The sequence below is a fragment of the Microbacterium sp. SORGH_AS_0454 genome (genome assembly GCF_031453395.1).
Lineage (GTDB): Bacteria > Actinomycetota > Actinomycetes > Actinomycetales > Microbacteriaceae > Microbacterium.
The window spans coordinates 2,678,070-2,697,503 of record NZ_JAVIYS010000001.1 but is presented as its reverse complement, the minus strand read 5'-3'; the positions used below and the strand labels follow the sequence as shown (position 1 = coordinate 2,697,503).

Below are 19,434 nucleotides of genomic sequence, written 5' to 3'. Positions count from 1 at the left end.
GCCCGGGCGAACCCGGACGCCATGCCCATGCTCGTCGTCGCGCTCGTCGGCACGGTGACGCTGTTCGCCGTCTCGTTCCTGCTGTCGTACGCCGGGCTCGCGGAGGCCGCGGGGTGGGCTCGCGTGCCAGGCGAGCTGTCGTGGGCCGTGCCCGTGACGATCGACGGCTCGATCCTCGTCTACACGATCGCGGCGTGGGTGTTCCGCGCTCGAGGGGAGAGCGCTCGGCTCGCGTGGGCTGCGCTCACCCTGTTCGCTGTGCTCTCCGTCGTCGCCAACGCCGTGCACGCGTGGGGCGACTCCCCCGACGCTCTGCGCACGGCCCTCGGCATGGTGATCGCCGGTCTGGCGCCGGTTGCCGTCGTGCTGACGACCCACACCATCGGCCGGCTCATCATCGCGCCGCCGGATGCCGAGGCCGCGGATGCCGTGCTCGAGCCCGAGCCGCCGCGCGCCGACGTCGTCGAGATCCCGCCCGTGCTCGTCGAGGTGCCGGATGCTGAGCCCGAGGACCGCGACGCCCGGATCATCGCCCTCCGCGCCGAGCACAACCTGTCCTACGCGGCGATCGCCGACACGGTCGGGGTGTCCAAGACGACGGTGTCCCGCGTACTCGAGCGCGCCGCGGCCTCGGCATCCGAGATCGCGGCTTAGCCCTGCAACGACAGAACGCCCCCGCTCACCGACTTCCGGTGGCGGGGGCGTTCTGTCGTATCAGTCGTCGTCGTTCGGGCGGTGAAGATCGCGAAGCGCGCGTGCCCATTCGTCGAGCGCACGCTGTGCGCGGTCTACGGCCGCGGCGAGACGCTCGGGATCGAAGTCGGGGTCATGCCGCGAGGTTCGTTCGGCGACGTCGGAGAGATCGGCGAGCGCAACGGTCGCGCGGTCCTCGGCGTCGAGGTGGTCGGTCAAGCGCTCACCAACTGACCGGCGCGCTGGTGCGAGACGCCCATGATCGCTCCGATATCCCGGAGCGGAACGTCCTTCGCGGCGAGGTGTTTCGCGAGCGCGACGGCGCACTCGCTGGCCTCGCGCTCGAGCTTTAACGCACTCGTGCGAGCCTCCGTGATCTCGTGCATTGCGCGGTCGACGTCGAGGTCACCGATCCATGCGACCTTCACGTCCACCTGCACATCCTCAAGAGGAACGTCGAGGGTGACGGCGACGTACTCGCGTGCGGCTTCATCCGCATCGCTGAGACGGCGAGCCTGGGTGAGCCCTTCGATCTCGGGAATGCGGATCATCCACCACTTTCCCTCGCGGGTGGCGGTCGCGTACAGCTTGTTCATGCGCTCTCTCCCATCGCTTTCAGCAGGTTCCGGTAGACACCGGGGCTGATGGTCCGGTGTCCGTCTGGCAGAGTGAACTTCGCCCCCTCGGGCGACTCCCAGACCGTGTGTGATCCGACCGTGCGAAGTGGCGTCCATCCGGCCTTCCGCATCATCTTCACGACCTTTTGGGGTGGGTTGCTCACTGACCATGAGAATAGTCTAGGCGGACTAGACATTTCTAGTCAAGTCGGACTAGACAATATGGGAATGTCGGAGTGCGCACGTACGCTCCGGGCATGAACCCTCGAGAGGGCGCGGTCCCCGGCCGCGTCGATGAGCACACCGAACTGGTCTACCTGCGCGCCGGGAGCGACCCACCGTGGGAGCGCCCACACCGCGACGGTGTCGACGTGACCGACGCCCCGGCCCTGCAGACGCCCTATCAGCGCGAGCGCCGCGCCGCCTTCGAGGAGCGCGTGCGCGCGTACCGCGAGCGCGGCCTGCTCGAGTAGCCGCCCGGGCACGACGAAAAGCCCCCCTCCCCGCCGTGGCGGAGGGGGGGGCTTCGTTCGTCACACGTTGGATGCGCGCGGGGGTGCGTCGAGCAGGGCGATTGCCGCGGGGTGCGCGGGTTCGTCGAGGTCGCCGGGCGTCAGCGGGCGCGTGCGTTCCGACAGGGAGGTCACCACGGGGACGCGGCCTCCGTCGGCGGTGCCGGCGTCGATGACGACCTTGTCGGCTTTGACGTAGCCGGCGGCCGTCGCGAGCAGGGTGAGGGCTGCACCGATCAGGGGCGACCACCCGGACAGGTCGATGCCGATTTCTGCGGCGAAGGCGACGACGGACACCGCGGAGATCGAGGTCACGACGAACACGGCGACCTTCCCGGCGAGCTGCGCGGGCGCGAGGTCGAGCAGGTGATCGCGCTGGATGAAGGCGGCGACGGATGCCAGGCCGCCGACGATCATGGTCGCGAGGGTGGGCGAGATCGTCCACGTCCAGCCGAGCACGAGGCCCGCCCACTGCAGGGCGGCGATGAGGCCGGATGCCGTGAGGCCGGTCGCGAGGAATGCGATGAGCTTCGGCGCGAGGGACTTCGCGCCGCGCCGGATCGTTTCAAGAGTCACTGTGACGCTCCTTCTCCCGCGGGTGCGGGGTCGGTGGGGAGGCAGACGATCGCCTGCCGGGGTGTCTGGTCGCCGTTGTTGTCGAGGGTGAGCACGGTCGCGAGCGTCGGTGCGAACCCGTTGGGGCAGGCGGGCCCGGGGCTCCCGGGCGGCCCGGCCGGTCCCGGCGCGCCGTCCGCACCGTTCTGGCCGGCCGCGCCCGTCGCGCCGTCGGAGCCGTTGACGCCGTTCGCGCCATCGGCCCCGTCTCTCCCGGGTTCGCCTGGCGCGCCAACCGCCCCGGCGATGCCAGGCTCACCGGTCGCGCCCCGCGGGCCGATCGCGCCACTCTCCCCGGCGGGACCGATCGGCCCCGGGATCACACGCGGGTCGACCCCGGCCGGCTCCTGCCCCGCCTCGAGCAACTGGTCGTATAGCTGCAGGGCGTTCTCCTGGCTCTTGCCGAGCGCGGATGCCAGTTCGCTCACCTGATCGTGCAGCTCCTGCCGCTCCGCCTGCGCTGTGTCGAGACGAGCGGCCTGGGCGTCGACTCGCCCCTGCTGCGTGGCGAGCGCGACGCCGACGCCCGAGAGCGTCGCGAGCACGAGCACGACGACCGCGGCGATGAGCCCCCACTGCGGCTTCCGCCGGCGGAAGGTGGGCGGCTGCGGGATGACGGTGCTCGCGGTGTCGGTGTCGATGCTGGGTTCTGTCACGATGCTCCTCCGTTGTTCTGCAGAGCGCCGACGACCCACATGACGATGAGCCCGGCGATGGGGGACGCGAAGGTGAGGAATATCTGCCAGCGCTTGTTCCCTGCCTCCCGTTCGCGTTCGGCTTGCTCCTGCGCCCGGGCGTCGGAGAGTGTGCGCTCGGCGAGCAGTCGCGCGCTCGTCTCGCTCGCGAGCGCGGCCTCGTGCTTCGCCTGGTCGCGGATGACGCCGTCGAACTTCTCATTGACGCGGCTCTGCTCCTGCAGGAACGCGTCACGGGTCACGAGGTTGTCGAGGCGCGCATTCACGCCGGCGAACTCCTCGCCCTGGCGCCGCAACACGAACTCGACCCACGGGGGGATATCGCCGTCAGCCACGGTGGCCTGCCTTCCCGGGGGGTCGGATCGCGCGGGTCACCGGAGCGGGTTCGCGGCGAGCTCGGCGCGCACGGCCTTGGCGACGTCGACCGAGTTCGAAGACGTGACGCCCGCGTCCTTGAGCGCCTGGGCCAGCCGCGCGTAGTCGATGCTCGGCGCGACGACGAGGTTCCCCTTCGTCACCATGCTCTCGATGCGCGCGTAGTCGAAGCCCTCGCCCTCGGCGACGCCGTCCTGCAGGCACATCTCGCGCAGAATGTCCCACGACCGGTCGTTGATCGGGGTGAACACCTGCATCCCGTTGAACAGGGTCATCCCCTGCTGGGACTTGAGCCAGGTGAAGTGCTCCCACTGCTCACCGGTCATCGGGTGCCAGTATCCGAGGCCCGCGAGGACGATGCCGTTGCGGCCCGACTCCGAGGCGTACGACACGATGAAGTAGTCGTTGATCCGGCTCTCATTGTTGACGCGCCGGATGAGGTTTTCCATCTGCTGTTCGCTTACCAACTCGTCCCACTCCTTCGGAATCTCGATGGATGCCGGCATCCCGACGCGACCGACGCCCCGGGAAGACTCCCAGTGCCAGTCCTCGCCGAAGTTCACGCCGGTCCAGGTCAGCCCGAGGCCCGGGCCGATCTGCTGCAGTCGGCGGTGCGCGCCCGTCGACCGGTTGTTGTAGGGCCACCCGAGGTCGGCGGCCAGCCGTGCCACGTGCGGCGCGGTGCGCGAGGGTGCCGCGACCGTCCCTTCCGGGGAGACGCGGGCGTACTGCCGCCCCTCCCACCAACGGAAGTCGTAGACGCGACGGCCACCGACGTTCCCGACGAGCACATAGCGCTCGAGGAACACCTGCACCTGCTTGTCGTAGGAGCGATCGCCGTCGACCACGACGATCGCGGGGTAGCCCTCGGCGACGAGGATCGCGGATGCCGTCTCGAGCGCCTCGCGCACGTTCGAGCCCTCGAGGACGGCACCGCTGCTGTAGCGCAACATCAGGAGCCCCCTCCCTGCTCGATACCCGTGCCGAGCGACAGGGCGACGGTGTCAAGCACCGTGACACCGCTGACGGTGACCACCTGCTCGTTCTCGTCGAGGCCGAAGAAATCGGGGACGCCGTCGCCGTCGAGGTCCGTGTAAACGGGAAGGACGGGGTTTGTGACCCCGTCCTTCTTCCAGGCGATGAGCGCCTGTCTGATCGCTTCCCGCGACTCGGCTCGAGTCGTCGGCCGCGGCTCAGTCACTCGTGCTCTCCGACTCGGGGACGTCGGTGTTCGGATGCTCGGCGCGAAGCGCGTCGAGCGCCGCCTGAACCGAGGCCACGCGGGCGAGCACCCCGGCCTCGGCGACCTGCGACTGCTGCGCGGCGGCCAGCGCCTCGGCGCGCTGCTGCACGTAGAGCGACGCCGTCTGGCGGAGGCCCGCGATCTGCTCCTCGAGGATCGCTTCGATCAGCTTGGTGTCCATGTCTCTCCTCAGAAGGCCTTGATGATGTAGTTCACGGTGATGAACGGCTGCATGTTGTTGTGCGGTCGGCCACCGCCTCCGTCGTTGGACGTCTTGTCCCACGAGTTCTGCCAGGTGTAGAGCCGGTTCCCGCTCGCGGCACCGCCGACGGCGACCGCGTTTTGGATGTTCACCGAGCCCTGGTCGCCCCATGCGTAGGTGTGGCCGCCGAGGGCGTGGACGTGCGGTGGGATCTCGAGTGACGACAGGGTGTGCGTGCGGGCTCCGCCCGTGCGCCCGAGCGCCCCGAAGTCGGCGTCGCCGGCGCGATACCCGACCGGGACGCGATCGCGGAGGTCGGGCAGTCCGAACGTCGTCGAGCCGTTGCCCGCGCCGTACTGGATGCCGATGGTGGCGAACAGCGCGGGATACGACGATCGGTCGAGCGTGCGCCCGTCGCAGATCAGCCAGCCGGCGGGAGCCGTGAGGCCGCCGAACTGAACCATGATCCCGACGGGCTCAACCAGCGACCCGAACCGGTGGTAGATCTCGCCGCCCGCGTCGATCGCGCCCTTCTCGTGGTACTTGAGTACGCCGAGCCCGTTCGACCAGTCCATAAAGATCTCGGCCGTCGAGAGGGACGCCTCGAACGTCGTCGCGCGCGCTCCCGTGCGGAGCTTGTCGGACACGGTCACTCGCACGTCGTACGACTTGGTGATATCGAACACGCCACCGCCGCTGACGAGCACGCCCTGCTTGAACGTCAGCCCCGCGGGGGCGATGACGTTGCGCGCGGTCCACTGCGCCTGATTCCGCTCGCGCGTCTCGACGGCGATCTTGAGCGCGTTCTTCTCGACCCCGCCGACGACGAGCGACTGCGCAACGGCGTTGAGGTCGAGACGGAGGTAGGTGCCTTCGTCCTGATTGACCGTGCCGTCCGACTTCGCCCGCTGCACCACCGCGGCGAGAGCGGGCGGCGCGTACGGCATGACCTCGACACTCCGCGTCTCTGACGCGGTGATGCCGCGCGACTCCTGCACGGACACACCCACGCTGCGCGTCCCCGCATTCGGGAGGGACGCCGTCTGTCCCGACTGGGCGGTCTGGCCGTCCACGCTGAACCACTGCGACACGATCGACGCGCCCATGATTGCCTCGGAGGTGACGTCGATCTTGAGCAGCGACTCCCCCTGCACGAAAGCGCCGATCGCGCTGACGACGGTGGGGTTCTGGTCCGTGGCCGTGACCGTCTTGATCTTCGGCTGCGCCTTGTCGATTGGCACGTGGACGCGGAACGGCGACGTCGTGGTCCCAATCCACCGATCGCCCTGCCAGGTCGAGACTTCGATGTGGCCGGTGGCGGTGAGCGTGTTCGGCATTTCCTGGATGAAGTCGAACGGTACGACCCACTGGATCTGATCGTTCACCTCGCCGATGTTCTGCGCACGGTTGCCCCAGTGCCACGCGATGACGTGGTGGAAGGTCGTCGACCGACGGTTCGTGTTGATGTACACGGGCTCGCCGGCGACCAGCGTGTGCTCAGAGGGCGAGAACGTCGCCTGCGATGCGCGGGCGATCATGGAGAGATCCATCTCGCCGCCCGCGCCCGCGTTGCCGATGACGTCGGCGCTCACGCTCGCGGAGAAGCCGATGCGCTTCGAGCCGTCGGCGTTATGGGTGGAGCCGACCTGTCCCCCGCCGAGCTTCATCGACTGCCCGCCGCTCAGCCCGAAGGTGAACGTGCCGCCGGTGTCCCGGCCGTCGATCGACGCGCTCCACCGCGAGGTGAACTGCGACCCCGACCACGCGCCACCGGTGTTGACGAGCCACAGCTCCCAGTAGACGGTCGTCGTGTTGGCGCCGATATCCTGCGGCCCCTGCCAGACGTTCAGATCGAGCCGGAAATTGGACCGACCTGAGAACGTACCTGACGGCATTAAAGCCTCCTGACTACAGTGCGGTTGCCCTGCTTCGTGATCTTCGTGTTCGCCAAATCGACCTCCGTGCCGACGAATCGGGGAGCGATCATCTGGCCGGCGTCGATCCACGCCCCGGCGACGCCGTTGACGTTGAGAGAGATCGACGAGTCGCTGATCTTGACGGTGGTGTCGGTGCCCGGCGAGCCGACGGTGAGCCCCTCGGCGTCGATGCGGACGTACGTACCGAGACGGTCGGCCGTTTTCTGCGCGGCCTCGGCCGCTGCCTGCGCGAGAGCCGCGGCTGACGCTGCAGCATTCGCAGAGCCGAGCGCCTCGCCCGCTCGAACGCTCACCGCCGAGACTCGGGTGTCGACGCCGTCGATCTTGTCTTCGGAGGACGCGATGCGCTGCGCCTGCCCGGCCAACTGTCCGGTGAGGATGGTCACCGCCCCGTTCGCCGCGAGATCGAGGTTGTCGCCGAACCCCGGGGCCAGCATCGACGTCTCGATGACGCCTGCGCGGAGCACCCGGATTGTCGCCTGGTCGATGAACGCCTGGTTTGCCCAGAGATCCTCGACGTTGATGTGACGGGCCTTGACCCCTCCGTCCACGATGAGCTCACCCGACACTCGAAGTCGCACCTCGAAGTCATCGACGTAGTAGACGTTCGTCGTGTTCGCGACGCGGGCGACGATGCGGGGACGCGCCCACTTCGCGCCGGCGGGAACCTTCCAGGTGCCCCATACGCGAACGTAGGTCGAGCCCATGCCGGACGGGCTCGCTGCGACGGCGGTCGCGCTCGAGGCAGTGGCCGCGGCTGCGGTCGCCCCGTGCATCACGCCGATCTCGACGGCTCCCGGAACGGATGCCGACGCGGCGCGCACCCACGCGCCGATCAGATACTCCTCACCCGGTTCAACGGCGAACCCCGCCTGGTAGGCGACGTCGCGCGGCGACGCGAACGGGTTGATCTTGAGCGCCCGAGCGCCCGAGCGAGGATTCTCCGCGACGACCTGCGCGCTGCCCGATCCCGACGGGAACGTCCAGCCCTGCCCGTTGTTCGCCTCAAACCCCGGGTCTTCCGCGAGGTTGGTAAAGCTGCCGATGAGCAGCTTCGCGAGTGTCATCGAGTTCGCGGCGATCCGATCGGCGTTGAGGAACCCGGTGTTGACCTTCCCCGCGTCGACCGTGGCGATCATCGCGTTCTCGATCGAGCGCGCCGCCCACGCCCCGTCGACAAGCTCCCATGCGCCGATGAAGCGGTTGGCCGCGTCGCGGCGGAACCACACCGCCCCGGCGGGCTTCCCGGTGGCGTCCGACGCAACCGGCGCGGACGCCGACACCGTCAGCCGCCCATCGGCTGTCGCCGCGGTCTTCTGCGCTTTCTCAGCGTCCTGCCCGGCCTTGTCGATCGCGTCGGTGACCGCTGCCGTGAGATCCTCACGCCCGATGCCAGCGACTGTGATTGAGGCTGATGCGGATGCCGAGGTCGGCCGCCCGAGCGTGTCCTCCGCGATCAGCCGCACCTCGACGTTGGCGCCGACGGTTCCTCGCGCGGTAGCGACCTGCCCGGCCGACCGGGTGTAGGCCGCGGCTTCGGTCCACTCTCCGGTGCCGATCCGGTACTGGGCCCGGAGACGCTGGAAACTGACGCCGGGAGCGCCCGTCCCGAGTTTTCCGTCCCACCCGATCGTGACGATGCCGATGCCCGTGGACAGAATCGGCTTGCTTGGAGCCTCGAGCGCGAGTGCCGGGACTGCGCCAACGACCGTGAGCGGCGCGGTGGGGTCGCCCTGGACGCCGGGGCCGGCGACGGCGCGGACGCGCACGTGGCGCGTGCTGCCTGCCGGGATCTCGAAGGATGCCTCGGTGTTCGCGCGGGACACGAGAGCGGTCCACGACAGAGCGTCGTCGAGCTCCACGACGTAGGCGACGTCGTCGAGCGCGGCATCCGCCACCGACAGGGTGACGGCGTCCCACTGAACGGTGACGCGCGCCGACGCGGTGCCCCCGACGCCGAAGCTGGCGTCGTTCGACTTGACCTTGAGGCCGGTGGGCACCTTCGGGACGATGCTCGCCGGGATCTCCGGGGTGACCGAAATCTCCTCGGAGAACTCCGACCACCGCCCTGCGCGGCTGCGCGCGCGGACCTTGATGAATCGGTCGACGCCCGGCGTCCAGCCGCGAATGACGGCGGAGAGAGCGTCGGTGCTCGTCGTTAGGGCCGCTGCCTGGTTCGCCTCACGCGACCACACCTCGTAGATCTCGACGTCGATGCGCGAGAGGTCGACGGCCTGCGTGACCTCGTTCCACGCGATCGCCACCTCGGCGGTGGAGGTGCCGTCAGCGGCCCACTCTCCGACGTTGCGAACGACGCGCACGCCCTGGGGCTCGCTCGGGGCAATGCCTGCGGGAGACGGCGCGGAGGGCACGGCCGCGCCCGACCCGCCGAGGACGGTTCCGACGGTCGCCGCGGCCGTGCGCCGAGCGAGCTTGGCGGCGGTCGAGAGGATCTTGTCGCCGACGGTCGCCCGGGCGGTGATCTTCCCGTCGGCCTTCTCGATCGTGAGTCCGACGACGCGGCCGACGCGCTTGCCCCGCTTGGTCCGAGCCTGCACGTAGTCGCCGACGTTGAGTTCGGCGAACGGCATGGGGGTGGAGTCTTCCGGCTCGCCGGTTTTCCAGTTCGGCACGACCCAGTCGTAGGACTGCTCGCGCTGCAGAGCGCGTCCGGTGGTCATGGTGGGCTGCGCGTTCGCCTCGGCGGCTTCGCGGGTAGGGACGCCCGACTGCGACATGGTCTGAAAGACCGCGCCGAAGCGGTTGTCCGCGCCGGGGTTGTCGAAGTGCGTCCAGCCGGCGTCGTACTGGACGACGAGCGTGGTGATGGGCTCGAACAGGGACCGGCTCGGCCCGCGGGTGAATCCCGGGCCTCCGAGCACGATCTGCGGCTCGCCGCCCTGGACGTCGGGGCGGAGGAGCTGCAGGGTGTGGCCGTCGGTCCACCACTGCAAGTAGCCCTGCTCGACGAGCGACTGCAGGATGCGAGACATGGAGGTCGTGAACAGGGGGAAGTCGAGAGTGAGTCGCTGGTCCCACGGGTTCCCGAGGGCGTCGACAGCACGGTTGAAGCCGTACTTGAGGTACGGCGCCCACGGGGTGCGCTCGCGCGACCACTCGAGGGCGTTGCGCATGATCTCGCCGGGAGTCTGGTTCTCGTACCGGCGGGTGAGGCTGGTGTCGCCGTCCTTCCACCACAACGGCATCCGCTGCATGAGCCAGGCGTAGTAGTTGATGCCGGTGAAGGAGGTCGCTTCGCTGGTGGCGACGTTGTCGTCTTCGTCCTCGGTCACGATGAACATGTCGTTGCGGGGTGCCCGGTAGGGGCCGCCGTTCACGGAGTATTCGACGAGGACGGTCTGGGGCGTCTCGAGCTGCTCGGCGACAGCATTCTTGACGTCGAACTTGACCGTCGCGGCGGCCGAGTCGAGCCACACGAACGTCAGCCGCTCAGTCGCGAGAACTCGCCCCTTGGTCCCGTCGGGGGCCGCCAGGCGCAGTCGCACATCGAACATCGAGTACCTCCATGCGGCACGAGCCGCGACGAGCAGGGGGAACGGCCGAAGCCGTTCCCCCTTGGGTGGTGGTGGGTCAGACCATGAAGGCGGGCCGGGCGCGCACCTGCAGGGCGGCCCCGACGCGAATCGTGGTCCCGACGGTCAGTCGGGCCTCACGCACCTTTCGGTCGAGCGGGGAGGGGAACATGGGCGTGATCTCGAAGCGTCCTCGAGGGCCGCCGTAGTCGATGCGACCGGAGACTTCCGTGCCGCCCTCCCACGTGTCCGCGGTCGTCAGGAACGCGCGCCCGCTCGCGGCGTGGAACCGGAGCCACTCGGTCGCGGCGATCGGACCGTCATAGGTGAACCACGAGCCGCCCGTGTCAGCGACGCGGAGAGCGGTGGCCTGCCCCTTGACGCGGATGATCGCGTCGCCGACGGGGGCGTTCAAGCCGCCGCTGCCCGGGAGTGCACTGTCTCCGAGGCACCGGACTACGGTCGTCGCGTTCGAGATCGCCGTCGCCGCCGGCGTGACCTCGGGGCCGCGCCAGAACGCCGCGGGGATGCGGAGCGTGTAGGTGACGCGCACCTTCGGCTCCGCCTCGCCCCAGTGCTCCACGGATCGGCTGACGAACTTCACGCCTGCCGTTCGGCCTGAGCCGTCGGCAAGCACCGACGCCGACGCGAACAGCGAGTCGAGCGCCGACAGGTTCACCTTGGGCGTGACCATCGTGAACGGGAGGATCGGCGCGACCATGCGGCCGGCCGATCCTCCCGCGTCGCCGTCCTGTGTCGGCGAGCGGACTTCCTCGATCTCCTGCGACATTTCGGCGTAGGGGTTCGAGGAGCGCATGAAGCGCCACCCGAGGGCCCGGTTGTCGAGCGGGATTCCGTCGATCGAATACATCAGCCCACCGCATTCACAAGGTCGGCCGCTTCCTGTGCGTCGGAGAGCGGGTCACGGGATACCGGGTTGACGAACGTGATGTGCGTCGACCGGGTCGCGACCGGGACTCCGGTCGACGTGTTGGAGCCGTCGGGCTGAGCCGACGCGAGGGATGCCGAGCGAGCTGCGGCCGCGGTGACGTTGACGCCGTCGCCGAGGGTGCCGTTGAGCCCGCCCTCGAACTCCTCGCGGAGATCCGAGGCCATAGACGCGACGCGGCTCTGCACACGGCCGAAGCCGCGCTCGAGCCCGTTGAGGAAGCCGCCCATGATCCAGCCACCGGCCGGGACGAGCAACTGCCGGTCGTACGCCTCCGGTCCCTTGTTCGCTTGGATCCAACCTGCGATCCCGCGGACGAACGACTGGACGTTCCCGTAGGCGCTGCGGAGCCCGCTGAGAAGGCCGTTCATAATGGCCGAGCCAGCGCCGACCAGGAGGCCGAACGGGTTCGGGATCGCGCCACTGACGAGCCCCGCGAGGCCGCCGAACGTGCCGCGAACGTCACCCTTCCGCCCCTCCGCGCCGCTCGCGAAGCCGCCCATCGCCTCGCCGCCTCGGCCGTTGAGCCAGCCACCCGCGCCGTTGGTAACGCCGGTGACGTGCCCGTTGAGGCCCGCGAAGACGCTCTTGGCACCTTCGACCGCGCCCGATGCGCCGGTGCCGAAGCCGCCCATCGTCTCGCCTCCTCGTCCGAGGAGCCAGGATGCGGCGCCCGCCATGACGTCGCCGATCGGGCCGCCCAGCGCGCCGAAGAACGGCAGGACGTTCGGCTGCTCCTCCTCAGAGCCGCGCCGGAATCCCTGCATCGCGGCCGTACCCGCGGGCTTCATCCACGTGTCGGCGTCTAGCGTGAAGTTCCCGAGGTTGGCGCGCAGTCGTCCGACCGACGCACTCGCTTCGGGGCTCTCGTCCATGCCGGCGGCGAGTCCGCGCGAGAACTTCCCGCCGCCCTCGCGGCCTCGGGAGTTGAGTTCCTGGTCGAGATCGGGCCCGAATCGCGACCGAAGCTGATCCATGATCGGCCCCGGCATGTCGACCGACTTGAGCCCCTCGAGGAACGCGGTGCCCGCGGCGGGCCCGCCCTTCCTGAGCTGGTCCTTGTAGACCTGGACGATCGACTTCGCATAGGCGTCGACCGAGGCGCGGTCGTTCGCGTCGAACCGAGGGAGGACGAAACCGGTCGAGCCGCGCAGAGGGCCGGTGTCGGCGCTCTGCTCGACCTTGACCTTCCACTTCTCGGCGTCGGGCGTGAGGTCGAGCGCGAGCTTGTCGAAGAACCCCTTGTTGCTCTCCGACCAGGACGTGAGGCTGCGCACGACGTCCGAGAGCACCTTGGCGAGTTCCCCGACCGCGGGAGCCACATCGACGAGCGCTTGCGAGAGCTGCGTGACGACGTCCTGGAAGACCGGTCCGACGGCGCTCACGAGATCGGCGATAGCCGGTCCGAGGCCCGTCGAGATCTCCGACAGGGCGTTCGCGAGATCCGGGAGCACCGGCTTGACGGCGTCGATGATGCCGTTGAACGCGGGCGTCAGGTCGGCGATCACCTGCGCGGCGGCCGGCAGGAGAGATCCCGCCATGTCGCCGAGCAGGCCGACGAATCCGCCGAAGGTGTCCGCGATCGGCTGCAGTGAGGGCTTGATCCCGTCGAGCGCCTGCGCGAGCCCCTTCGTGAATTCGTCGAGGCCGCGCCCGAAGGTGGGCGAGTTGAGCGCGTTCGCGATTCCCTCGACGAGCCCGCCGAGGAATCCACCCGCTCCGCCGATGAACCGCTCGACGGGCCCGGACAGATCCGCGATCATCCGACCGATCGCCTTGATCGCGTCACCGAATGCGTCCATCGCCGCGTACGAGCCGCGGAAGACTGCGGTGAGCCCGCGCTGGAACGAACTCGTGTTGACGACGTCCTGCCAGCGGCGCATGAGGTCCGCGAACCCGATGAGGCCCGTGGAGCCCGCGGCTTCGGCCGCTCGGAAGATGCCAGCGAACACGCCCGCGAGTCCCGCCGTGGCGTCCCAAAGCGCGTACATGTTCTTGATCGCGTCTTCCATCCAGTCGCCGAGGCGACCGTCCTTGGCGATCGCCTCGAGCCAGGCATCGAAGGTGTTCGCCTGACGCACGAACCACGCGGCGAGACGCGGCGTGTAGGTCGCGGCGATCTGCGAGAGCGAGACGATCGCGCCGGCGAAGCCGCTGGCGCCGGTGCCGAGCACGCGCCACCCTTCGGCGATGCCGCCGAAAATGGACTCGAGTCGGCCGCCGGAAAGCTCCTCGCCGAATGCGTCAGCGAGAGCGCCGGTGAACTCGCCGACGCCGTCGGACAGTTCGCGGAACGCGTTCCGAAGCTGCGGCATGAGGCCGTTGACGAGGTCGAGGATCGGCTGTCGAGCCCGGTCCCAGTAAGTCGTGTTGATGATCTCGCCGAGTTCGTTCATGCCGTCGGCGAGGGGGGAAAGCTGGTTGCCGGCGTCCTTCCACGCGACGATGAGAGCGATGAGCGAGCCGACGGCGTTGATTGCGAGGCCGGGCACCGCGAGGAGCATTGGCGAGATCGAGAACAGCCCTTCGCCGATGCTGACGATCCCGCCTCCCAGGGACGTGAGCGCCGCGATCGCCGAGGTGACACCCGTCGTCCAGCCGAGGATCTTCGGCAGGTTCTTGTCGAGGTTCCGCGCCATGTCCTGAATGTCGTCGAGCCAGTTCCCGGCGATGCGCGCGCCCGAGAGCGCGGCGAGGGTGGCAGCGGCCTTGACGACCGACGCGTCGTTGACCTTCACCAAGTAGTTCACGACGCGGGTGCGCGCGAGCCACTTGAGGCGGCTCGTCGCTTCGGCAGTGTGCGGCTTGACGTGCACATCGACGGGCTCCTTCGAGGCGTCGTGCACGAGCTTGTGCACCTCGTGCTTGAACTCCTCGTGGTTCGCGATGTGGGCCTCGATCTGCACCCGGAGGCCCATCTCGTCGAACTCTTTCTGCAGCGACTTGCGCACGAGCACCTTGTTGACCTTGGCGCTGTCGACCGTTGCCTTGACGTAGGCGTCCACGCGGAGCCCGCGCACGTCGTTGAGCTGCTTTTCGAGATCGCGCTTGACGGCCTCGCGATCGAAGTCGGCCCCCTCGACCTTGACGCGCGCCCGGACGTCTCTCGCGGAGCGCTCGAGGTCGCGCCGCACGTCCTTGTTGAAGTCCTTGGTGTCGGGGACGACGCGGATAGATACTCGGCCGATGTTCCGGCCCGGATTGAACGCCATACGCGTCGTCCCCCTATTCAGTTATGCGCTCCCGAAGAAGTCCGTGAGCGATCCGTTCATCAGTTCCGCGAGGGTCTGTGGGGCCGCGGGTGCAGCCGCCTTCGAGCCCGGGAACTCGATGAGAAGGTCGTCGATGTTGACGTCCTTCGAGAAGCCGCCGACGATCGCGGCGATGAGGTTGTGCGAGCGCGCGAGCACGATGGTCGCGGCATCCCAGCCCTGCAGTTCTTTCGCGCCGCCGAGGAGCCCGAAGCATCGGGAATCCGGGATGAGCGCGAGGTGCTCGGTGAGCACGCACACGCGGTGCGCGTCGAGCGTGCCCCGCCACACGTCCTCGAGATCGAGGCCGTAGAACTGCTGCAGGTCTGCGGTGAGGGCTCCGTGAGCGTCGAGTTCGTCGATCAGCTCGCGGAGCCGCGCGATTCCCCCAGTGCCCTCCGGTACTCGACGTAGATCGCCATGAAGGTCTCCTCGTCCTTACCCTCGGACCACGCGGCGTACGCGTCGGGGTCTTCCGCGATGCTCTCGGCCCACTCGTCGATCGTGGCGATGAACTCCTGCAGCGCCTGGAACGCCTCAATGTCCTTGGGGTCGTTCAGGTCGTACGAGAGGTTGTCGCGGTCGAAGGCGCCGGACTTGATCGCCTCGAGCGAGACGTTCTGAAACGCGTTGCGGTGGCGGATGCGGAACTTGTGAGCCGGGCGGAGTGCCGGCATGTCGGCGAGCAGCTCGGCGCGGAGTTCCTCGGCCTCGAGGCGGGCGTCGATCGACTCCGACTCCGACGGCGTCGTCGCCTCGGGCTCGTCTGCGGCCTCGAGATCTTCGTCGCGAACCGCGGATGCCTTGGGGGCCTTCGAGGCGGCGGAGCGGGCCGTGGTGGCGCGGGGGGCCTTGGCGGGGGTGGGGGTGGTAGCCATTGGTCGCAGACCTTTCGTGGGTTGGTGGAGGAAGTGGTGGCAGACCTAGAGGGGGAAGGGGCCGCGGGCGGGTCTGCGGTCTGCACCCGCGGCCCCGGCTGGGGGGACTCAGCTCGTGGGAGCGACGAGTCCGGTCTTGAAGATCTCGAACAGGACGGGGCGGCCGTCGACCGAGGCGCTGATCTCCTCGTCGGCCGCGAGGATCGAACCCGCCAGGGGCAGCTCGAAGAAGTTCGCGGTGTCGACAGAAGGCGCGTCGCCGAGGGCGATCTCGACGTTCGGCAGCCAGAAGCCGAGCGCGCCGGTGGTGTCCTTGAAGTACAGGAAGATCGCGACCTGGACGGGGGCGGGCGTGGTCACCTTGTAGCCGCCGGTGGACTCGTTGAAGTCACCGTTGAACGCGAGGTCGAGGTTGTCCGCGTCGAACTGCAGCGCGGAGGCGGTGAAGCCCCACGACACCGAGCTCTGGGAGACGCGGACGCTGTCGGCGAGGAAGGTGTCGAGCGACTCGCGGTCGCCGCCCTCCTTGGTGAACGCGATGGTGTTCTGCTTCGACGTGTGGCCGAGGTTCTTCCACGGCGCGGGGCCGTCGGAGGAGAGCTTGAAGCCGTCCTTGGTGAGAGGGCCCTTGGGCGGCAGGGTGTTGACCGGCGCGTAGAAGACGGTGCCGTTGGCGGGAATGACGAGGCTGGTGCTGGAAGCGGACACGAGGTTCCTCCTGGTGGTTTGCAGACCCTCCCCGCCGGCGGCGGGGGCAGAAGGACGGGTGGACTTAGAAGGCGCGCACGGTGAGCGTGAACGAGCCCTGGTAGTGGACGACGATCTTGTTGACCATCGACACCTCGCCGGACACGGGAACGAATGCGTTCATGTCCTCGAGGTCTTCGACGCCGCCCACGCCGGGCACGACGCCGAGATCGGGGTCGTCGCCCCACTCGGTGACCGCCGAGTAGACGTAGTCGGCGACGTCAAATGCATCGCGCGGCTCGAGGAACAGGTTGATCGTGAGGATCACGGTCCACAGTCCGGGGCCGCGGTCCTGCGAGATCTGCGACGAGTGCGTGATGAAGGGGACGTCGTCGAACGAGCCGACGTCGAGGTCGCTGGCAACCTTGGCTGCGGGCGGTCCGTCGCGCGTGAGGAGCGTCTGAAACAGCTTTGACGCGTTGAGCAGCTTGGTCACTAGACTCCCCACCGCGCCCGAGCGAGCGCGTTCGTCATGATGTGCTTGCCCGGGACGTATGTGACGCGCCGGGAGCCCGGGTGGCGGTAGATGTGGCCCCACTCGATCGGTCCCGCGCCGGGGTCGTCGGCGACGATGAGGCGGTCGTTCACGCCGCGGCCGGTGCCGCGTTCGCCGGGGACCGTCTTCATGTGCAGGTGCGACAGGTAGGCGCCCGTATCGACGGACTTGAGCGCTTCCGTCTGCGCGAGGCGGAGCACCTTTGAGGCGATCGCGTCGAAGGCGTTGCTGTCGCCGGCCATTTGGGCGGCGGTGACGCGGTTCCGGGATCGGAGCCAGACGCGTGAACCTACCAACGGTCCTCCCCGAGCCAGCGGAGCGTGACGCGCCAGTGCGAGGTCCGGCGGCCGAGTTCGAAATGCTGCGGCGCGCCGACCGTCTCGTACGTCTGGCCGTCCTTGATGACGAGCGACTTCACGTCTCCGGGCCAGTCCGTCGCGAGCAGGACGAGCATGTCGACGATCTGCAGGCCCAGCATTTCCTGCTCCTCGGCCGCCGACCACTCGCGCACGGGGACGGTGGAGCACTTCACGCGACGTCGGGGGCCGATGATCCGTTCGGTGATGCGGCCGCCGCCGTCGTCGCGAGTCGTGATGCGCTCCTCGACGAGAACGTGGGTGCGGCCGAGGATGCGGCGGCTCACCTCTTGTGCCCCCGGCCTCGGTAGTGCCGGCCGACGGATGCCGTGCCGAGAACGTTGGATCGGTCGGGGTTGGGGTGGACGCCGGTGAGGTCGTACACGTCGTCGTCGGAGAGCCAGATCGTGCCGGACGCCGCGAGCGGGTTGAACCGGTAGTTGACCTGGCCGCCCGTCTCCTCGGTGAACCCATCGGGGTTCCCGAAGACGCGGGCGGCGACGCGGACGACGATCGCTTCGTAGCGACGGATGGTGAGTCGGCCCGAGGTGAGGCGGGCGCTGACCATCGAGCCGTGACGATCGGCGATCATGTCGACGACCTCCCCGAGCCGAGCCTCGAGAAACGCTGGGGGCAGATCGTCGAGCTCGCCGGCGTAGTGCTTCGGGATCTCGTCGACGCTGACGTCGGGGAGGGTCGTCGTCATGGCTTACTCCTCGGCGTCTTCGATGAGGGCGGCGAGTTCCTCATCGGTGGTGTTCTCGTCGAAGTCGGCGATGGACAGGGCGCGGGCGCGCTCCTCGAGGGCTTCGCGGCCCTCGTCCGGCGATCCGCCGCCGGCGTCCGCTGCGGATGCGGCCTCGGCGGCATCGGCCGCGGCCTCAGCGTCGGCGGCGCGCTTCGCGAGGATGCGCTCGACGAGCTGCGGCTTGGTGCCCGACGTGTCGATGCCGAGGTCGCCAGCGATCTTGCGGAGCGCGTCGGACTTGAGCTTCTCCGACACCTCGACGGTGTCGTTCGACTTGGCAGGGGCCGGGGCGACGGGCGGCGTCTGCTGCTGGCCGCCGGTGGGAGGCGTGCCCTCGCCACCGCCCTCGGGGGACGTGGCGGGCGTTCCGTCGGCGACGTCGCCGATGAGACGGGGGTTGGTGATCGTGGCCCAGTCGGGCACGAGGTCACCCGCGCGGAGCGTGACGGGACGCCCGTTGTGAAGCAGGTGGACGATGCCGGCCGTGATCTTGCGGAGCTTTTCGGACATGCGGACCTCCGAGGTCGTGGTGGTGAAAGGGTGCGGGGGTGGAGCCGAAGCCCCACCCCCGCGGATGCCGCTCGGGTCGGTCAGACCTTGAGGACGGCGGTGTTGTTCGCGGACGACAGCACCGGCAGGAGAATGCCGGTGACGCGGACGTCAAAGCCCTGCGGGTCGTCCGTCGGCAGCGCGCCGGCGAACAGACCGGGAGCCTCGCTCGCGGCGATGCCGTTCGCCGAGTCGAGCGACTCGGCGGTGACGCCGACCTGAGCGGAGCCGAGCTGGCCGCCGGACGACAGGATGACCGCGTCCTCGGAGAACACGGGCACCTCCTCGCCGTCGGTGTCCATGACGGTGTCCTCGACGACGATGATGTTGCCGAGGTTGAAGTCGCGGAACACGGTCCGCACGTCTTCCTGCGACACCATGTCGGGGAGGTCCGTGCCGCGACGCATGGCGCGCTTGATGACGCCCGCGTTCCGCTGCAGGTGGCTCATCGACAGGTCCGACAGGCGGACCTCGGCGACGCGCTTCTTGAAGACGCGCTTGAGCGCCTCGACGTCCTCGAGGGGCGTCGCGGTGTCGACCGAGCCCCACGAGATCGACGCGTCCGAGGTCAGTTCCGCCTTGCGACCGAAGTCGACGCTGAACTGCAGACCGCGCTCGGAGACGCTGATCTTGCCCGTCTCGACGGCCTCGGCCGCGGCGAGCACGAGGCGGTACGCGATCGACTGCGCGTTGCGCTCGGCGTACTCCTCGAACTTGGCGCCGATCGCGTCGTCCTGGCCGTACATCTTGAGCTGGCCGTACTCATCGACGTGCAGGCGGATGGAGGTCGGGGGCAGCTTGCCGCTCGCGGTCGCGCCCTGGCCGACGGTGTTGACCATCGACGGGGTGTTGAACGAGCGGAACTTGGCCGCCGCGGGGAGCGGCGACTGGCCCACGGTGAAGGAGTAGTCGAGCGTGAAGTTCTCGACCACGGGGAGGAGATCGGCGATGCCGAAGCCCTCGTACGCGGCGTCGAATGCTCCACGGGCGACACCGGTGAGCTGCGCGGGGGTGCGGAATCCCTGGTTGTAGGGCATG

Annotated in this window: 24 protein-coding genes; 2 read left to right on the top strand and 22 right to left on the bottom strand. The window is 68.9% G+C overall.

The window, feature by feature from the left end; all coding sequences use genetic code 11:
- Positions 1–21: 21 nt before the first annotated feature.
- On the top strand, positions 22–654 hold the full coding sequence (locus tag QE454_RS12965) for a DUF2637 domain-containing protein (RefSeq protein WP_307460834.1): 633 nt from the start codon (positions 22–24) through the stop codon (positions 652–654).
- Positions 655–714: 60 nt separating this feature from the next.
- Here the strand turns inward: QE454_RS12965 and QE454_RS12960 are convergent, their stop codons facing one another.
- From QE454_RS12960 to QE454_RS17320, 3 genes are read right to left on the bottom strand one after another with little or no spacing between them, the layout of a single operon-like run.
- Positions 715–912, bottom strand: coding sequence for a hypothetical protein (locus QE454_RS12960; protein WP_307460837.1), 198 nt, complete (start codon positions 910–912; stop codon positions 715–717).
- On the bottom strand, positions 909–1,289 hold the full coding sequence (locus tag QE454_RS12955; protein WP_307460840.1) for a hypothetical protein: 381 nt from the start codon (positions 1,287–1,289) through the stop codon (positions 909–911). The genes QE454_RS12960 and QE454_RS12955 overlap by 4 nt, the downstream gene beginning before the upstream one ends.
- On the bottom strand, positions 1,286–1,507 hold the full coding sequence (locus tag QE454_RS17320) for a type II toxin-antitoxin system HicA family toxin (protein ID WP_396652965.1): 222 nt from the start codon (positions 1,505–1,507) through the stop codon (positions 1,286–1,288). The genes QE454_RS12955 and QE454_RS17320 overlap by 4 nt, the downstream gene beginning before the upstream one ends.
- A 60-nt stretch (positions 1,508–1,567) precedes the next feature.
- Here QE454_RS17320 and QE454_RS12950 point away from each other — a divergent pair, with 60 nt between their 5' ends.
- Positions 1,568–1,783: a hypothetical protein gene (locus QE454_RS12950; RefSeq protein WP_307460844.1), complete on the top strand. Its 216-nt coding sequence runs from the start codon at positions 1,568–1,570 to the stop codon at positions 1,781–1,783.
- A 60-nt stretch (positions 1,784–1,843) separates the two neighbouring features.
- Here QE454_RS12950 and QE454_RS12945 read toward each other — a convergent pair whose 3' ends face one another.
- The 19 genes from QE454_RS12945 to QE454_RS12855 all read right to left on the bottom strand — a co-directional run bounded on the left by QE454_RS12945 (position 1,844) and on the right by QE454_RS12855 (position 19,433).
- Positions 1,844–2,398 (bottom strand): hypothetical protein, encoded by a 555-nt coding sequence (locus tag QE454_RS12945; RefSeq protein WP_307460847.1) that lies wholly within the window; start codon positions 2,396–2,398, stop codon positions 1,844–1,846.
- A complete protein-coding gene (locus tag QE454_RS12940; protein WP_307460850.1) occupies positions 2,395–3,093 on the bottom strand; it encodes a hypothetical protein in 699 nt (232 codons plus the stop codon). Before QE454_RS12940 ends, QE454_RS12945 begins: the two co-directional genes overlap by 4 nt.
- Positions 3,090–3,467 carry a hypothetical protein gene (locus tag QE454_RS12935; RefSeq protein ID WP_307460852.1) on the bottom strand — a complete coding sequence of 126 codons (378 nt, stop codon included), beginning with the start codon at positions 3,465–3,467 and terminating at the stop codon, positions 3,090–3,092. The genes QE454_RS12940 and QE454_RS12935 overlap by 4 nt, the downstream gene beginning before the upstream one ends.
- 36 nt (positions 3,468–3,503) lie before the next feature.
- Positions 3,504–4,460, bottom strand: a complete 957-nt coding sequence (locus QE454_RS12930; protein WP_307460855.1) for a hypothetical protein — start codon at positions 4,458–4,460, stop codon at positions 3,504–3,506.
- Entirely contained in the window at positions 4,460–4,708 is a 249-nt protein-coding gene (locus tag QE454_RS12925; RefSeq protein ID WP_307460858.1) for a hypothetical protein, read from the bottom strand. Before QE454_RS12925 ends, QE454_RS12930 begins: the two co-directional genes overlap by 1 nt.
- Positions 4,701–4,931 (bottom strand): hypothetical protein, encoded by a 231-nt coding sequence (locus QE454_RS12920; RefSeq protein WP_307460861.1) that lies wholly within the window; start codon positions 4,929–4,931, stop codon positions 4,701–4,703. The genes QE454_RS12925 and QE454_RS12920 overlap by 8 nt, the downstream gene beginning before the upstream one ends.
- Before the next feature lie 8 nt (positions 4,932–4,939).
- On the bottom strand, positions 4,940–6,847 hold the full coding sequence (locus QE454_RS12915; protein WP_307460865.1) for a DUF859 family phage minor structural protein: 1,908 nt from the start codon (positions 6,845–6,847) through the stop codon (positions 4,940–4,942).
- The gene (locus QE454_RS12910) at positions 6,847–10,404 is read right to left on the bottom strand and encodes a carbohydrate binding domain-containing protein (protein WP_307460868.1); all 3,558 of its coding nucleotides are present in this window, start codon (positions 10,402–10,404) and stop codon (positions 6,847–6,849) included. The genes QE454_RS12915 and QE454_RS12910 overlap by 1 nt, the downstream gene beginning before the upstream one ends.
- A gap of 76 nt (positions 10,405–10,480) precedes the next feature.
- Positions 10,481–11,293 carry a hypothetical protein gene (locus tag QE454_RS12905; protein ID WP_307460873.1) on the bottom strand — a complete coding sequence of 271 codons (813 nt, stop codon included), beginning with the start codon at positions 11,291–11,293 and terminating at the stop codon, positions 10,481–10,483.
- Entirely contained in the window at positions 11,293–14,583 is a 3,291-nt protein-coding gene (locus QE454_RS12900) for a hypothetical protein (protein ID WP_307460877.1), read from the bottom strand. The genes QE454_RS12905 and QE454_RS12900 overlap by 1 nt, the downstream gene beginning before the upstream one ends.
- 21 nt (positions 14,584–14,604) lie before the next feature.
- The gene (locus QE454_RS12895) at positions 14,605–14,913 is read right to left on the bottom strand and encodes a hypothetical protein (RefSeq protein WP_309668694.1); all 309 of its coding nucleotides are present in this window, start codon (positions 14,911–14,913) and stop codon (positions 14,605–14,607) included.
- Between the two features lie 71 nt (positions 14,914–14,984).
- Positions 14,985–15,500 (bottom strand): hypothetical protein, encoded by a 516-nt coding sequence (locus QE454_RS12890; protein WP_307460884.1) that lies wholly within the window; start codon positions 15,498–15,500, stop codon positions 14,985–14,987.
- Positions 15,501–15,608: 108 nt separating this feature from the next.
- Complete coding sequence (locus QE454_RS12885) at positions 15,609–16,208, bottom strand: hypothetical protein (RefSeq protein WP_307460888.1); 600 nt, start codon at positions 16,206–16,208, stop codon at positions 15,609–15,611.
- 64 nt (positions 16,209–16,272) lie between these two features.
- Positions 16,273–16,683 carry a hypothetical protein gene (locus QE454_RS12880; protein WP_307460891.1) on the bottom strand — a complete coding sequence of 137 codons (411 nt, stop codon included), beginning with the start codon at positions 16,681–16,683 and terminating at the stop codon, positions 16,273–16,275.
- A complete protein-coding gene (locus QE454_RS12875; protein WP_307460893.1) occupies positions 16,683–16,985 on the bottom strand; it encodes a DUF5403 family protein in 303 nt (100 codons plus the stop codon). Before QE454_RS12875 ends, QE454_RS12880 begins: the two co-directional genes overlap by 1 nt.
- Positions 16,986–17,032: 47 nt before the next feature.
- A complete protein-coding gene (locus tag QE454_RS12870) occupies positions 17,033–17,386 on the bottom strand; it encodes a hypothetical protein (RefSeq protein WP_307460895.1) in 354 nt (117 codons plus the stop codon).
- A complete protein-coding gene (locus QE454_RS12865) occupies positions 17,383–17,805 on the bottom strand; it encodes a hypothetical protein (RefSeq protein WP_307460897.1) in 423 nt (140 codons plus the stop codon). Before QE454_RS12865 ends, QE454_RS12870 begins: the two co-directional genes overlap by 4 nt.
- A 3-nt stretch (positions 17,806–17,808) precedes the next feature.
- Positions 17,809–18,357 (bottom strand): SAP domain-containing protein, encoded by a 549-nt coding sequence (locus QE454_RS12860; RefSeq protein WP_307460900.1) that lies wholly within the window; start codon positions 18,355–18,357, stop codon positions 17,809–17,811.
- A gap of 80 nt (positions 18,358–18,437) precedes the next feature.
- Complete coding sequence (locus QE454_RS12855) at positions 18,438–19,433, bottom strand: major capsid protein (RefSeq protein ID WP_307460903.1); 996 nt, start codon at positions 19,431–19,433, stop codon at positions 18,438–18,440.
- Between the last annotated feature and the right edge of the window lies 1 nt (position 19,434).

Bases quoted from the DNA above. Each gene is read 5' to 3' on its own strand.
- QE454_RS12965 (WP_307460834.1), top strand. From the start codon at position 22: ATGCCCATGCTCGTCGTCGCGCTCGTCGGCACGGTGACGCTGTTCGCC.
- QE454_RS12955 (WP_307460840.1), bottom strand. From the start codon at position 1,289: ATGAACAAGCTGTACGCGACCGCCACCCGCGAGGGAAAGTGGTGGATG.
- QE454_RS17320 (WP_396652965.1), bottom strand. From the start codon at position 1,507: ATGTCTAGTCCGCCTAGACTATTCTCATGGTCAGTGAGCAACCCACCC.
- QE454_RS12950 (WP_307460844.1), top strand. From the start codon at position 1,568: ATGAACCCTCGAGAGGGCGCGGTCCCCGGCCGCGTCGATGAGCACACC.
- QE454_RS12930 (WP_307460855.1), bottom strand. From the start codon at position 4,460: ATGTTGCGCTACAGCAGCGGTGCCGTCCTCGAGGGCTCGAACGTGCGC.
- QE454_RS12920 (WP_307460861.1), bottom strand. From the start codon at position 4,931: ATGGACACCAAGCTGATCGAAGCGATCCTCGAGGAGCAGATCGCGGGC.
- QE454_RS12915 (WP_307460865.1), bottom strand. From the start codon at position 6,847: ATGCCGTCAGGTACGTTCTCAGGTCGGTCCAATTTCCGGCTCGATCTG.
- QE454_RS12910 (WP_307460868.1), bottom strand. From the start codon at position 10,404: ATGTTCGATGTGCGACTGCGCCTGGCGGCCCCCGACGGGACCAAGGGG.
- QE454_RS12905 (WP_307460873.1), bottom strand. From the start codon at position 11,293: ATGTATTCGATCGACGGAATCCCGCTCGACAACCGGGCCCTCGGGTGG.
- QE454_RS12900 (WP_307460877.1), bottom strand. From the start codon at position 14,583: ATGGCGTTCAATCCGGGCCGGAACATCGGCCGAGTATCTATCCGCGTC.
- QE454_RS12890 (WP_307460884.1), bottom strand. From the start codon at position 15,500: ATGGCTACCACCCCCACCCCCGCCAAGGCCCCCCGCGCCACCACGGCC.
- QE454_RS12875 (WP_307460893.1), bottom strand. From the start codon at position 16,985: ATGGCCGGCGACAGCAACGCCTTCGACGCGATCGCCTCAAAGGTGCTC.
- QE454_RS12865 (WP_307460897.1), bottom strand. From the start codon at position 17,805: ATGACGACGACCCTCCCCGACGTCAGCGTCGACGAGATCCCGAAGCAC.
- QE454_RS12860 (WP_307460900.1), bottom strand. From the start codon at position 18,357: ATGTCCGAAAAGCTCCGCAAGATCACGGCCGGCATCGTCCACCTGCTT.
- QE454_RS12855 (WP_307460903.1), bottom strand. From the start codon at position 19,433: ATGCCCTACAACCAGGGATTCCGCACCCCCGCGCAGCTCACCGGTGTC.